General features: G+C 70.4%; 10 protein-coding genes. 7 read left to right on the plus strand and 3 right to left on the minus strand.

The window, feature by feature from the left end:
- The first annotated feature begins 408 nt into the window (after positions 1 to 408).
- From WMF17_RS11330 to WMF17_RS11345, 4 genes are read left to right on the plus strand one after another with little or no spacing between them, the layout of a single operon-like run.
- Complete coding sequence (locus WMF17_RS11330; protein ID WP_437649363.1) at positions 409 to 1,641, plus strand: sugar ABC transporter substrate-binding protein; 1,233 nt, start codon at positions 409 to 411, stop codon at positions 1,639 to 1,641.
- Between the two features lie 23 nt (positions 1,642 to 1,664).
- On the plus strand, positions 1,665 to 3,212 hold the full coding sequence (locus tag WMF17_RS11335; protein ID WP_437651326.1) for a sugar ABC transporter ATP-binding protein: 1,548 nt from the start codon (positions 1,665 to 1,667) through the stop codon (positions 3,210 to 3,212).
- Positions 3,209 to 4,264, plus strand: a complete 1,056-nt coding sequence (locus tag WMF17_RS11340; protein WP_437649365.1) for an ABC transporter permease — start codon at positions 3,209 to 3,211, stop codon at positions 4,262 to 4,264. Before WMF17_RS11335 ends, WMF17_RS11340 begins: the two co-directional genes overlap by 4 nt.
- Positions 4,265 to 4,269: 5 nt before the next feature.
- Positions 4,270 to 5,238: an ABC transporter permease gene (locus tag WMF17_RS11345; protein ID WP_437649367.1), complete on the plus strand. Its 969-nt coding sequence runs from the start codon at positions 4,270 to 4,272 to the stop codon at positions 5,236 to 5,238.
- A gap of 122 nt (positions 5,239 to 5,360) precedes the next feature.
- On the opposite strand, the gene WMF17_RS11350 is transcribed toward WMF17_RS11345, so the two are convergent.
- The 3 genes from WMF17_RS11350 to WMF17_RS11360 form a co-directional block, all read right to left on the minus strand.
- Complete coding sequence (locus WMF17_RS11350) at positions 5,361 to 6,278, minus strand: SMP-30/gluconolactonase/LRE family protein (protein WP_437649369.1); 918 nt, start codon at positions 6,276 to 6,278, stop codon at positions 5,361 to 5,363.
- A gap of 147 nt (positions 6,279 to 6,425) precedes the next feature.
- A complete protein-coding gene (locus tag WMF17_RS11355; protein ID WP_437649371.1) occupies positions 6,426 to 9,344 on the minus strand; it encodes a TonB-dependent receptor domain-containing protein in 2,919 nt (972 codons plus the stop codon).
- A 4-nt stretch (positions 9,345 to 9,348) separates the two neighbouring features.
- Positions 9,349 to 11,163, minus strand: coding sequence for a protein kinase domain-containing protein (locus tag WMF17_RS11360; RefSeq protein WP_437649373.1), 1,815 nt, complete (start codon positions 11,161 to 11,163; stop codon positions 9,349 to 9,351).
- A gap of 449 nt (positions 11,164 to 11,612) precedes the next feature.
- Here WMF17_RS11360 and WMF17_RS11365 point away from each other — a divergent pair, with 449 nt between their 5' ends.
- The 3 genes from WMF17_RS11365 (at position 11,613) to WMF17_RS11375 (ending at position 13,648) form a co-directional block, all read left to right on the plus strand.
- Entirely contained in the window at positions 11,613 to 12,044 is a 432-nt protein-coding gene (locus tag WMF17_RS11365) for a YeeE/YedE family protein (protein ID WP_437649375.1), read from the plus strand.
- Positions 12,041 to 12,562, plus strand: coding sequence for a DUF6691 family protein (locus WMF17_RS11370; protein ID WP_437649377.1), 522 nt, complete (start codon positions 12,041 to 12,043; stop codon positions 12,560 to 12,562). The genes WMF17_RS11365 and WMF17_RS11370 overlap by 4 nt, the downstream gene beginning before the upstream one ends.
- Positions 12,563 to 12,733: 171 nt before the next feature.
- A complete protein-coding gene (locus WMF17_RS11375; RefSeq protein ID WP_437649379.1) occupies positions 12,734 to 13,648 on the plus strand; it encodes a LysR family transcriptional regulator in 915 nt (304 codons plus the stop codon).

Consider the following 13,648-nt stretch of genomic DNA (forward strand, 5'->3'; position numbering starts at 1 on the left):
TATTTTTCCAGGAAGGCGGATCGCGCGAAGTTCCATCATTCAGCCAGCGCGTGCAGCGAGGCTGTACGATGTGAACGGTCACAACGAGGAACTTGACTTCCGGATCGCGTTTGGATTTCCTAAGCCCCGAAACCAGAAGATCTCTCGTGGCAGGCCCCACGAGCGTCGCCGATCGGATCATTGAATTTTGAGGGCGCTCGCGAAATCCGCGTGGTGCCCCGGGAATGACGCGCGACACCGTCGCTCGCCAAACGCGGATCGTTTGTACCCCAGTGCTTTTGCCGTGAGCAATACGGCGGCACGCAGACATTGCCCTCGTAGCTCGTGAGGGCGAGAACGTGACGACGTCTGATGGGCCGTAGAGGTCTCTATCCGACCACGTCTCTTTGCTCGAAAGGTAGCGGCACGATGTCGATTGGCCAGTTGAAGTCACGTGGATCGGCGCGGCGCGCAGCGGCGGTGTTGAGCTGCGCGCTCGCGCTCTTGGGTCTGTCTGGTCTGTCTGCTTGCAAAGACAAGCCCGACAGCGCTCCGGCCGCAGGAGGCTCCGCCAGCGCCGCGGCCGCGCAGGCGCCGAGCGGGCAAGGGCCCAAGGTCGTGCCAGGGCCCGGCTATAACCCCGAGTGCTTCGCGCCGTGGAAGCAGGACACCAAGTATTTGCAGTGGACGGCGCGAAAGCCGCCGTTCCGCCTCGCGCTCGTCAACGGCTACGTCGGTAACGCCTGGCGCATCCAGATGGTCAAGACGGCCAAGGCCTTCGCCAAGGACCCGGCCATCGCGCCGCTGCTCAAGGAGTTCAAGGTGGTGTCGACCGGCACCGACGTCGCGGCCCAGCTCGGCGCGATCGAGGACTTCATCAACCAGGGCTTCGACGGCATCGTCACGCTCGCCGTCAGCCCCGACGGCTTCGATCGCGTGATCCGTCTCGCTGACAAGAAGGACGTCATCCTGGTTCCGTTCGACAACGTGCTCGACACGGACAAGGTGATGCAGGTCAACGAGGACCAGCTGGCGATGGGGCGCCAGTGGGGCGAGTTCCTCGACAAGCAGCTCGGTGGGAAGGGCAAGGTGCTCGAGGTCCGCGGCCTGCAGGGCAACTCCGTCGATCGCGACCGCCACGTCGGCTTCCGCGAGGTCATGGAAGCGCCGGGGAAGAGCTACACCATCGTGGAGGTGGTCGGCAGCTGGGACGACGGCAAGGCGCAGAAGGCGGTGGCCGACGCGCTGGCCGTGCACCGCCAGTTCGACGCGCTCTTCGCGCAGGGCGGCTCGACGGGCGCCGTCCGCGCGCTGCTCGACGCCGGCCACAAGCCGATCCCGGTCGCCACGGAGGCCGAGAACGGCGTGCGCAAGCTGATCGCGAAGCACCACGAACAGGGCATGAAGGGCCTGTCGCTCGGCCAGTCGCCGGGGCTCGCGGCCATCGCGATGAAGGCGGCGCTCGAGGGCCTGCAAGGCAAGGTGCTGCCGCAGATGATCTCCGTGCCGATCCCCGCCGCCGATCACACAACGCTGAAGGACGGTGAGAGCTTCTTCTCCGAGCTCTCCGACAACTTCTTCACGCCCAACGAGTTCCCGCCCTGCGGGGTCAACATCTCGGGCATGAAGATCATGAACGAGTCGGAATCCGACGTGAAGTAGCGCGCCGCGGGCGCCCCAGCATGATGACCGAACCGGTGAGCCCTCCGCTTCTCCAGCTCCGGGCCGTCTCCAAGCACTACGGCGGAGTCACGGCCCTGAGCGGCGTCGACTTCGCCTGCGAGGCGGGGAAGGTGCACGCGATCCTCGGCGAGAACGGCGCGGGCAAGAGCACCCTGATCAAGATCATCGGCGGCGTGGTCGAGCCGAGCGCCGGGGAGCTCTTGCTCCATGGCGAGCCGGTCCGGTTCGACCACCCGATCGAGGCGAACGCCGCCGGCATCGTCTGCGTCTTTCAGGAGCTGTCCCTGATGCCGACGCTGACCGTGGCCGAGAACATCGGTATCACCATGCCGGTAAACCGCCTGGGGCTCTTCGATCGCAAGGCGCAGGTCCGCAGGGCCGAGGAGCTCTTGGCGCGCGTCGGCTGCGAGGGCGTGAACCCGGACGCCTGGGTGAGCGACCTGCCGCTCTCGCGCCGCCAGATGGTCGAGATCGCGAAGGCGCTCGGCAAGAACCCGCGGCTGCTCATCCTGGACGAGGCCACCTCCGCGCTGACCAGCAGCGACGTCAAGAAGGTCTACGCGCTCCTGGCCGAGCTCAAGGCTCAGGGCGTCGGCATGCTCTACATCTCGCACCGCATGCACGAGATCAAGGAGCTCGCGGACGTGATGTCGGTCTTCCGCAACGGTCGGCACATCGAGACCTTCGCCAAGGGCCACCACAGCGACGACCAGATCGTGGAGCTCATGATCGGCCGTGACATGGGTCACGTCTTCCCGCCGAAGCCGGCGGCGCGCAGCTTCCCGGCGACGCTCCTCGAGGTGAGCGGGCTGAGCTGGGAGCGGCAGCTCGATGACGTGTCGTTCAAGCTCGGCAAGGGCGAGATCCTCGGCATCGGCGGGCTCGACGGCCAGGGTCAGCGCGAGCTGTTGCTCGGCTTGTTCGGCGTGCTCAAGGATCTGCGCGGCGAGATCAAGATCGACGGCAAGCCGGTCAAGCTGACGAGCCCGCGCCAGGCCAAGGACCGTGCGCACGGCATCGCCCTCGTGCCCGAAGACCGAAAGACCGAAGGCCTGATGCTGCCGATGGCCATCGCCGCGAACATGTCGCTGGCCTCGCTCGACAAGTTCACGAACGGCGTGGTGCTCGACCGCCAGCGCGAGGCCGCGCGCGTCGACGAGATGGTGCGCCGCATCCAGATCAAGATCGGCTCGCTCAACGACCCGGTGTCGTCGTTGTCCGGGGGCAACCAGCAGAAGGTCGTGCTGGCCAAGTGGCTGATGACGGAGCCGCGGCTGCTGATGCTCAACGACCCCACCCGCGGCATCGACGTCGGCACGAAGCAGGAGATCTACCAGCTGCTCCGCGAGCTGGCGGACGCCGGCACGTCCATCCTCTTCTACACCACGGACTACGACGAGCTGATCGGCTGCTGTGACCGCGTGCTCGTCCTTTACCAGAACCGCGTGCAGGGCGAGCTCGTGGGGGCCGACATCACCGAAAAGAACATCCTGGACCTGGCCCTCGGTCTGCGCGGCGGGCCCGAGCGCGCGCAATCAGAGGCACGATGAAGGACTGGAAGCTCCGCGTACGCCAGAACCAGGGCCTGCTCGTGGCCGTCGGTCTGTGCATCTTCTTCTACGGGCTCTACTCGCTGTCCCATCCCAAGGGCTTCAGCGCATCCCTGGTGGGGCAGAACGCCAACGAGTCGTTCGTGCTTGTGGCTGCGGCCATGGCCCAGACGATCCCCGTGCTGACCGGCGGCCTGGATCTGTCCGTGGGGGCGATGATCACGCTCGTCAACTGCGTGGCCTCGCACGTCCTTGCCGGCGGCGCGCTCGAGAATTTCCTGGGCATCCTGCTGTGCCTGGCCGTGGGCATGGCGGCGGGCCTGCTCAACGGCTGCCTCGTCGTGTACGGCCGCCTGCAACCGATCATCGCCACCCTGGCCTCGGGCACGATCTTCATCGGCATCGCGCTGTTCCTGAGACCGACGCCCGGCGGCCAGGTCGATGGCGATCTGGCGTTCGCGGCGACCTTCGATCTCAACGAGCTGCTGCAGGCCGCGGGCGCCGCCCCCCTCGACGGCGCGCTGAGCTTCGTCGGCGAGATCCCGTCGCCCGCGATCTGGATGGCGCTGCTCGCGCTGCTCTGGACCTACTACCGCCGCACCCGCTACGGCCTCGGCGCTTACGCCGTCGGCGCGTCGCAGGAGGCGGCGTACATGTCGGGCGTCCGCATCAAGCGCGTCAAGCTGGCCGCGTACACGCTGTCGGGGTTCTTCGCCAGCGTCGGCGGCCTCTACCTCGCGCTGCAGACGACGTCGGGCAACGCCGACATCCCACAAGCCGGCGCCTACACGCTGAACTCCATCGCCTGCGTCGTGATCGGGGGCTCCTCGCTGTACGGAGGCATCGGCGGCGCCATAGGATCGCTCTTCGGCGCGCTGGTGCTCCGCTCCGTCGCCTTCAACTTCCGCGTCCTCAACGAGGGCTCGGCGTTGGGCTTCCTCGCCAACCCCCTCTACCAGCCGCTGTTCGAGGGCCTCATCCTGCTCGCGGCCGTCTCCCTCGGCGCGCTCTGGGTCGTCCGCGTCAAGAACCGGCTGCACGTCTTCAGGTGAGCCCGATGCAACAGCTCCCCTCCCTCAAGAGCCGTCTCGGCGAGATCGACAAGCCGACCTGGTACACGCTGCTGTCGATCGGCGTCGTCCTCGTGATCGGCTCGATCGGCACGCTGGTCACCCAGGGCACGCTGAGCTTCCTGAGCCCGTACTACCTCCTGCAACAGCTGCAGATCGCCGCCTTCCTGGGCGTGGCCGCCACGGGCATGATGATCGTGATCCTGCTCGGTCACATCGATCTCTCGCTGCCGTGGGTACTCACCTCGAGCGCCATGCTGGCCGCAGGGCTCGGCGGCTGGGCCGCGTTGCCCTGCGGCCTGGCCGTCGGCGCCGCCGCGGGTCTGGTGAACGGGCTCGGCGTCGCCTACCTTCGCGTGCCCTCGATGATCTTCACGCTGGGCACGAACACCGTGCTTCAGGGGCTGATGGTGGTCTACACCGGCGGCTTCGCTCCGCGCAGCGAGGCGCCAGAGTGGATGGAGGTCCTGGCCGTGGGCAAGACGCTCTCCATCCCGAACTCGCTGTTCGTCTGGATCTTGGTCGGCGGCCTCGGCACCTTCGTGCTGAAGAAGACCGCGCTCGGCCGCTACATCTATGCCGTGGGCAACCAGGAGCAGGCCGTCTATCTTTCGGGCGTCAGGACGCACCTTGTGCTGATCGGCGCCTTCGTGATGTGCGGCGTGTGCTCCGCCATCACCGGCATGCTGCTGGCGGGCTTTTCGCACAAGGCCTACCAGTCCATGGGCAACGACTACCTCATGCCGGCCATCGCCGCGGTGGTGATCGGCGGAACCAACATCATGGGCGGACGCGGGACGTACCTCGGCACCGTCCTCGGCACGATCCTGATCGTGCTGCTCCAGAGCATGCTCAGCGTGCTGCAGATGCCCGAGGCCGGCCGCCAGATCATCTACGGCGCCGTGATCATCGCCATGCTGCTGGTCTACGGCCGACAACATCAGGAGGGACGATGACCCGCCAGCGAGCGCCCGGCGCCGGGTGATGGTCGGATTTGAACATGAAGGCGGGAAGAAAAGCTCAATGATCTTCCCGCCTTCCCTCCTTCATGTGAACTCTCTCTGGGCAAATGCGACCACTACCCGGCGCCGCGGGTGTTCAGGTAGACCGCGTACAGCGAGGTCGTGCCGCAGATGAACAGGCGGTTGCGCTTGGCGCCGCCGAAGCAGACGTTGGCCACCGTCTCGGGGATCAGCACCTTGCCGAGCAGCGCGCCGTCGCTCGCGTGGCAGTGCACGCCGTCGCCGGCCGACAGCCACAGGTTGCCGTACACGTCGACGCGGAAGCCGTCGTACACGCCCACCGGGCAGGTCGCGAACACCTCGCCGCCGGTGAGCGTGCCATTCGCGTCGACGCGGAACTTGCGCACGTGGTGCGGGCCGTCCGTCACGTGCGTCGCGCCGGTGTCGGCGATGTACAGCAGCGACTCGTCCGGCGAGAAGGCGAGGCCGTTGGGCTGCACGAAGTCGTTCGCGACGACCGTCAGCGCAAAGGAGACCGGGTCGACGCGGTAGACGCGCTGCGCGCCCTGCTCGCTCGGCGACGCGTCGCCCTCGTAGTCGCTGTCGATGCCGTAGCTCGGGTCGGTGAACCAGATGCTGCCGTCGGACTTCACGACCACGTCGTTCGGCGAGTTCAGCCGCTTGCCGTCGAAGTGCGACGCGAGCACCGTGCGTGAGCCGTCGTGCTCGGTGCGCGAGACGCAGCGGCCGCGGTGCTCGCAGGAGACGAGGCGGCCCTGCAGGTCGACCGTGTGGCCGTTGGTGTTCATCGCGGGCTGGCGGAACACCGAGACCGAGCCGTCGGTCTCGTCCCAGCGCAGCATGCGGTCGTTCGGGAGGTCCGACCAGACGAGGTAGCGCCCCGCTGCGAACCACGCCGGCCCCTCCGCCCAGCGGCAGCCCGTGTACAGCTTGTCGACGTGCACGTGCGGGAGCGCGAGCTTACGGAAGCGGGGGTCGATCACCTCGAAGCTCGAGGTCAGCTCGATGATCATCGGGTTCTCCTCCTTCTGGCGAAATGAGCAAGGTGGCCTGTTGATGCCCGACGGGACGTCGACGAGAGCCCTTCGTGTCAGGTCGCCGACCGGGAATTCCGTCCACGCCTGCGAGAATGCACGTGCTGGATCTCTGACGCACCGAACTTAGGGATAGCTGACGGTGATCTCGGCGAGGAACGTCCTGCCGTTCTGCCGGCTCGTGGACGAGAGGTAGGTCTCCGCGGCCGGGTAGTCGTACCGCGTGCCCATCGCGTTGTAGAGGCCGATCACATAGCGCGTGTGGAAGCGCTGGAGCTCCCCCGACACCGTGAGATCCGCGACGATGGCGGCCTCGGTCGCGCCGCCCGCGCTGCGCGAGATCCGACGCGGCGCCTCGAGGTTGATCCGCAGCGCGGCGGCGGCGAGCCGCTCCACCACCGGGACGACGCCGCGGAACGACGCGAGGTGCTCCGGGGCGTTGATCAGCCGCTCTCCGCCCTCGCGCTGGGCGCGCTGGTAGCCGTACATCGCCGCGAGCATCCAGCCTTGCCGCCACTCGCGGCGGAGCTCGACGTCGCCCCCCACGACGAACGCGTCGTGCTTGCTGTTCGCGTAGCGCAGCAGCCCGCCGTTCTCCTCGATGGAGATCCCCTCCGACAGCCTGCTCGCGTGGACGGCGCCGAGCGCGATCCAGGCGTCACCGACGCGCTGCGTGTACTCGATCTCGGCGGAATGGATGGACTCCGGCCGCAGCACGAGGCCTTTCTCGGGGTCGACGGCGGGCACCTGCGTCTTGCCGTCCTCGTAGTACTGCTCGGAGACGCTCGGCGTGCGGAAGGCGCTCCCGCCCATGAGCTTCAGCACGCCGCCGGGCGCGGGGCGGAAGATGACCGCGGCGCGCGGCACGACGATGGGATCGAACGTGCTGTAGACGTCGAGGCGCGCGCCGGCCGAGAAGCGTATCCACGGCGCGGGCGAGCCGTCGACGATGACGTACCCGGCGCCGAAGCCGAACGGCTCGCGCTTCGTGCTGACGCGCCCGTCCGCGAAGACGCCGCGCAGCGTCGCCTCGGGGTGCCCCTGCATCTCGCCGCCTCCGGTGACCCGGAGCCCGGGGAGCGGCGTCCACGCCGCCCTGATCTCGGAGCCCAGCCAGGTGCCGTGCTGCTGCTCGAAGTTCGTCTCCTCGTCGAACCTGTAGACCCCGTGCCAGACGAAGCGGTTCACGTGGACGCGCGCCATGAACTGCAGGTCGGCCGCGGGCCGCGGCTCGAAGCGCACCTCGGCCATCATGTGCGCGTCCTCGAAGCTCGTTCCGAGATCGTTGAGCCGCGTGCCCACGTAGCCGGTCGGGATCCGCTGCTCGCGCGTGTGGTACATCCACTGCGCCGTGAACGGCCCGTACCAGGCGCGCCCGGTGGTGCCGCCGGCCCGGAAGATCTCGGCGCGCTCGGCGATCTGCACGCGCGGCCCGGCGCCGGGCGCCCTCAGCGCCACCGGGACGTCGAACCCGTCGGAGCGGGCCCCGGTGACGCTCGCCCGCACGCCCGCGTCCTTGCCGGCGTTGTAGTGGAATCCCGCGCGCGCGTGGCCCACGCCGTCGTAGTAGGTGCCGGCCGTCACGTGCGCGCCCGTGGGCTCGTCGCGGCCGCGCGGCACGAGGTTGACGATGCCGGAGAGGGCGCCCGTGCCGTAGAGCAGCGAGCCCGGCCCGCGGACGACCTCGATGTGATCCACGTCGTGGAGGTCGTCCCGCGCGTCCGAGCCCACGAACGAGGCGTTCAGGATGTTGTCGTTCGTCGAGTGCCCGTCCGAGAGGACGAGGAGCCGGTTGCCGTAGTCGAGCGGCTCGCCGAGCCCGCGGATCCCGGCCGAGTAGACAACGTGGTCGTTCGACAGGTAGACGCCGCGCGTGCCGCGCAGCGCCTCCGCGATGGTCGGGTACCCGAAGGCGCGCAGCTCCTGCTGCTCGATGACGCTGATCGAGGCGGGCGCGTCGTCCACGCGCTCGAGGACGCGCGAGGCGGACGAGACCTCCCGGAGCGGCTCCAGCGCGAGGTCGCGCAGCTCCGCCTGCTGGCCGGCCGAGACCTCGATCGTCCGCTCGATCGGCGTGAAGCCCCGCAGGCTGACGCGGACCCGGCGCCGGCCCACGGCGACGCCCTGGATCACGGACGGCGTGAAGCCCATCGGCCGGCCGTCGATCTCGACGAGGGCGTCGGGCTCGCCGGCGCGCACGAGGATCGAGCCCGTGAGCGGGCTGAGCGCCGCCGTGATCGACATCGTCTGATGCGCGGCGACGGTCAGCGGCTGCGGCGCCGCCTGGTAGCCGGCGCGCGAGAAATAGAGCACGTGGCGGCCCGGCGGCAGGTCGAGCTCGCAGGGCGCGGTGCAGGCGGGCGGCGCGCCCTCGCTGTCGACGTGCACCGTGGCCTCGCTCGCGCCGCGCACGTCCACCCGGACCGAGCCCACGATGCGGCGGAGCACGATGAGCACGTCCTTTGTCTGCCCGAGCCTCACCGCGATGTCCTCCACCGCCAGGGGCTCGTGGCCGGCGAGCTCGACGAGGATCCGGTGGCGCCCCTCGGCCAGGGCGAGCCGGCGCGGCGCCGTGCCGCGCGCGCCGAGGTTCCTGCGATCGACGTAGATCGTGGCCCCCGGCGGCGACGTGACGATCTGCAGCACGGCCACGCGCGGCGCGATCCGCGCGAGCGCGGCCTGCACCTCGGCGACGATCTCCGCGTCGGTCTCGCCCTCGAGCGCGTCGTCGTAGTACCGATGCGCGTCGGCGAAGCGGCCCAGCTCCTCGTAGGTGAGCGCGATGTTGAAGACCACGTTGCGGTTCGGCACGAGCCGGTTGGACGCGAGGAAATGCTCGAGGGCCGCGGGGAACTGCCCCTTCTTGTAGCTGTCGCGGCCCATCTCGAAGTGGAGATCGGCCTCGTCGGCCTGGCCCTCGCCGTCGGCGCGGGCGGCGGGGGCCTGGAGCAGCAGCGCGCCCGCGAGGAGGGGCAGGGCGGCGAGGCTCCACCGGCGAGCGCGCCTCCACCGGCGAGCGCGCGTGCTCGAGGGCGCTGGATGCATGCCGTTAGCGGTGCTCGCGCAGGCGCACCGGCCTCGTCGTGCGGTCGCCGCTGGCCGCCGGCTCGGCGCCGGTCGCCGGCGGCGGGAGCACGGCGCGCGGGCGCGCGGGCCTCGCCGAGCTCGACGGCGCGAGCGCGGCGCCGGCCGCGGCGAACCCGCTCGCCGCGGCGGCGGCGGCCGACGCAGGGGGGGTGAGGAGGACGGACGGCGCGAGGGGCGAAGCCCCGGGCGTCTCGTCCGCGAGCGCCGCCGCCGGCTCGTCCTGCGCCGGTGCGGCCCGCGAGGCCGCCTCGCCGGCAGGCGGCGCGCCCGCGACCGGCGCCGCCCCGCGTCCCAGCCACGCGAGCGCCGCCGCACCCCCGAGGAGCACGACGAGCGCCGCCGCCACGGGCGCGAGCGCGCTCCGCCGGCCACGGCGCCCGCGGGCGTCTCCTGCGGGGCTGCTCTCGCGCGGCTCGGACGGCGTCGCCGCCGGCGCCGGCAGCTCGTCCGGGCGCGACGCCCTCGCGGCCGACGTGGCTCCAGCGAAGGCCTGCGGGGGCGGCACGGAGGCGAGCGTCGCCGTGGGCCAAGGGGCGGAGGCGGGCGGCACGGAGGCCTGCGGGGGCGGCATGGAGGCCGCGGTCGCCGCGGGCCACGAGCCGGCCGCAGGCGGCACGGACGCCGCCGTCACCCCCGCGGGCCACGAGCTGGCCGCAGGCGGCACGGACGCCGCGGTCGCTGCCGCGGACGGCTGCGTGGACGGCGTGGACGTCGCCCACCCCTGCGCCCTTCCGAGCGCGGCGATGCGCGGTCCGGTCAAGGTCTGGGCGTCCTCCTCGACCTCCCTCGGGCGGCCCGGCGCCGGCGGCGCGTCCACGGTCTCGTTCCCCATGGCCCTGCGCAGGATGCGCGCCGCCGTCAGGCGCGCGGACTCCGACCCCAGCGGCTCGAGCAGCGACACAAGCTCGGCGACCGTCTGCGGGCGGCGCGCCGGGTTCTTCTCCAGGCACATCAGGAGGATGAACTCGAGCTCGACCGGGATCTCGGGCCGGTGCACGCGCGGCGGCACAGGCGGATCTGTAACAATGCTTACAAATAGCGCCGAGATGGCCTCGTTCTCGAACGGCAGCCGCCCTGTCAGGAGCTGATACAGCGTCATGCCGAGCGCCCAGATGTCGCTGCGGGCGTCCACGGTCCGGGTATTGCGGATGTGCTCCGGCGACATGTAGCGGGGCGAGCCGAGCACCACGGACGATGTGGTCAGCTTGGCGTTCGAGCCGAGCACGCCCGCCTCCGACGCCTTCGAGATGCCGAAGTCGAGCACCTTGATCAGGGACGAGCCGTCGGCGCGGCTCGCCAGGAAGAGGTTGCCCGGCTTGAGGTCGCGGTGGACGATCCCGAGCGCGTGCGCCTCGGCGAGCGCCTCGCAGGCCTCGATCACGTAGCTCACCGCCTGCTCGACCGGCAGCGGGCCTCGTGTCTCCACGAGCGCCTCCAGATCGATGCCATTCAGGTACTCCATCACGAAGTAGGGCAGCTCCTCGTCGGTCTGCCCCACATCGATGACGCGCGCGATGTGCTCGCTGGCGATCGCCGCCGCGGCCTGCGCCTCCCGGAGGAAGCGCTCGACGGCGCTCGGCGTGGTGTGCCCCTCGGGGAGCAGGAATTTCAGCGCGACGCGATGGCGGAGCGAGACGTGGTGCGCCGAGACGACGAGCCCCATGCCGCCGCGCCCGAGCACCCGCTCCACGCGGTACTTGCCGCCGATGATGTCCCCGACCCGCGGAATCTTGCGCCACGAAGCCGGTTCCACCGCTTCCCAGCTTGCTTGGGCCATCGGCCGATCACTATACACCAGCACCCCCCGGCCTCCGGCAGAATCTCGCCCCTGCCCACATCCGCGCCAGCGTCGTGTGCGACACGCCCCGCTCCCAGCCCCACCTGCGCTGTCCGGGGGCGGTCGGCGGTCCGAGCCGGCCCGGCGGAGATCCAGGCGGGTCGTCGCGCTGCGCGCTCACTGTAGCGCGCAGCGGCGAGATCTGCGTTGCCCGCTTGACCCTGGCCGTGGCGCGCAGCGTTCAGGTGCCGGCGGCCGTCCACACCCTGCTTTCGCCGGCCGCCATCCCGGCGCGCGCGCCGCGACTCGCGATCTCGACGCGGGTGTGCGCCTCGCCGGCGGGGGATCTCGGCCTGTCCTTCTCGGCGGGAGGTCGGGCCTGCCTTCCCCTGGAGGATCTGCGGCGCGCGTTGCTATGCTGTCGCCCGATCACCCCTCGAGGTCTCATCGTGCATGAATTCACCGTGACAGGCCCGCTCGTCGGCGGGGCCCTCATCGGCCTCAGCGCGTCGCTGCTCCTGCTCTTCAACGGGAGGGTCGCCGGCATCAGCGGCATCTTCGGCGGGCTCCTCTTCCGCGAGCCCGGCGACACCGCCTGGCGCGCGGCGTTCGTCGCGGGCCTCCTCCTCGGCGGCCTCGCGCTCGCCGCCGCGCATCCCGGCGCCTTTCCGCCGGCGGGCGGCGGCTCGCTCGGCCTCATGGTCGCCGCGGGGCTGCTCGTCGGCCTCGGCGCGCGGCTCGGCAACGGGTGTACGAGCGGCCATGGCGTCTGCGGCCTCAGCCGTCTCTCGGCCCGCTCGCTCGTCGCCACGATGACGTTCATGGCGACCGCGGCCATCACCGTTTACGTCAGCCATCATCTGCTCGGAGCGGCGCGATGAAGCAGAGCGCGCTCGCGCTCCTCACCGGCGCGCTGTTCGCCGTGGGGCTCGGCGTCTCCGGCATGACCCAGCCGTCCAGGGTCATCGGCTTCCTCGACCTCGCCGGCGACTGGGACCCGAGCCTCGCATTCGTGATGGCGGGCGCGATCTCGGTGCATCTCCTCGCCTACCGTGTCCTTCGCTGGCAGCAGCGCGTTGCCGCCGCCCGCGCGCCGCGCTTCCCCCTCCTGGCCGATCGCGTGTCCCTCCCGACCCGCAGCGGCGTCGACGCGCGCCTCCTCGGCGGCGCCGCGCTGTTCGGCGCCGGCTGGGGGCTGGCCGGTTACTGCCCCGGGCCGGCGCTCGTCTCGCTCGCGACCGGCTCCGGCGTCGTCCTCGCCTTCGTCCTGGCGATGGCCGCCGGGATGGCGATCGAGCGCCTCGCCACCGTCACGACGAATCGGCGTCATCCACGTGACGCAGGCCGGGAAGGGCGGCAAGCTCAAGCGCATCGCGCCGATCGCCAACAAGGGCGTTGACGGCGTGGAGCGGGCCGCCCCGCGCGCGGTCCAGGTGCGCTTTCTCTGAGCGAGCCGGCCGCGCCCTCGTGCTCCGCTCTTCCCAGGCGGGGACGGCAGGTTGCGACGCTGCCCGTGGCGGCGCCAGCTGGCGCCCTGGAACGGCCGCGTTCGAGGAGTGGAATATTGAGAGTGCTCGATGATCTATCCGGTTTGTCGATGTTCGTGCGCATCGTCGAGGAAGGCTCGCTCAGCGCGGCCGGCAGGGCGCTCGGCCTGCCGAAGGCGACGATCAGCCGCAACCTCGCGCTGCTGGAGAAGCGGCTCGGCGCACCGCTGTTGATCCGCTCCACGCGCGCGCTCAGCCTGACGGATGCTGGAAGGCGCTTCTTCGACAGGGTAAAGCCCATCGTTCGGGACGCGCAGCAAGCGACCGCCGAGGTCAAGAGCCACAATGCGGCTCCCGCGGGGCTGCTGCGCATCGCCGCGTCCGTCGCCTATGGTCAGGCGGCGATCGCGCCCCGCCTGCTGGCGTTCATGAAGCGTTATCCTGCGGTTCGCATCGACCTGCATCTCCATGATCGGCGCGTCAACCTGGTCAGCGACGGCTACGACCTGGCCATCCGCATGGGCGCGATCGGAGACAGCGATCTGGTCAGCCACAAGCTGGCCGATATCCATATGGTCATCGTCGCTTCGCCCGGCTGGCTGGAGCAGCACGGCGCGCCCCGGAGACCCGGCGACCTCGCCCGGCATGTCGCCGTCGTCACGCGGCCCGACATCGTCCGCTGGCAAGTCGGCGGGGAGACCGTTCGTGTCCCCTGGCGCATGAGCACCGGCAATATGATCGTCACGCGGGACGCCGCGCGTGCCGGGCTAGGGATCGCTCTCGTACCCGAGTTCCTCGCGTCGCGTGACCTGGAAGGCGGCTCGCTGGTTCGCCTGCTCCCCCACCTGGAGCTGCCGGTCATTCAAGCAACCGCCCTGTATACCCGGGGCGCCAATCGATCGGTGGCGCTGCGCGCCTTGCTCGACGACCTCCTGGCCAGCCGGCCCATCGAAGTCGACGCCGCGCCGCTCTGCGCGGCATGTACCAGAGGGGGGTGA

This window comes from Sorangium sp. So ce362 (assembly GCF_051519845.1).
GTDB lineage: Bacteria > Myxococcota_A > Polyangia > Polyangiales > Polyangiaceae > Sorangium.

Excerpts from the sequence above, each read along its gene's own strand:
- WMF17_RS11345 (WP_437649367.1), top strand. The coding sequence starts at position 4,270 with ATGCAACAGCTCCCCTCCCTCAAGAGCCGTCTCGGCGAGATCGACAAG.
- WMF17_RS11330 (WP_437649363.1), top strand. The coding sequence starts at position 409 with ATGTCGATTGGCCAGTTGAAGTCACGTGGATCGGCGCGGCGCGCAGCG.
- WMF17_RS11370 (WP_437649377.1), top strand. The coding sequence starts at position 12,041 with ATGAAGCAGAGCGCGCTCGCGCTCCTCACCGGCGCGCTGTTCGCCGTG.
- WMF17_RS11340 (WP_437649365.1), top strand. The coding sequence starts at position 3,209 with ATGAAGGACTGGAAGCTCCGCGTACGCCAGAACCAGGGCCTGCTCGTG.
- WMF17_RS11360 (WP_437649373.1), bottom strand. The coding sequence starts at position 11,163 with ATGGCCCAAGCAAGCTGGGAAGCGGTGGAACCGGCTTCGTGGCGCAAG.
- WMF17_RS11335 (WP_437651326.1), top strand. The coding sequence starts at position 1,665 with ATGACCGAACCGGTGAGCCCTCCGCTTCTCCAGCTCCGGGCCGTCTCC.
- WMF17_RS11350 (WP_437649369.1), bottom strand. The coding sequence starts at position 6,278 with ATGATCATCGAGCTGACCTCGAGCTTCGAGGTGATCGACCCCCGCTTC.
- WMF17_RS11355 (WP_437649371.1), bottom strand. The coding sequence starts at position 9,344 with ATGCATCCAGCGCCCTCGAGCACGCGCGCTCGCCGGTGGAGGCGCGCT.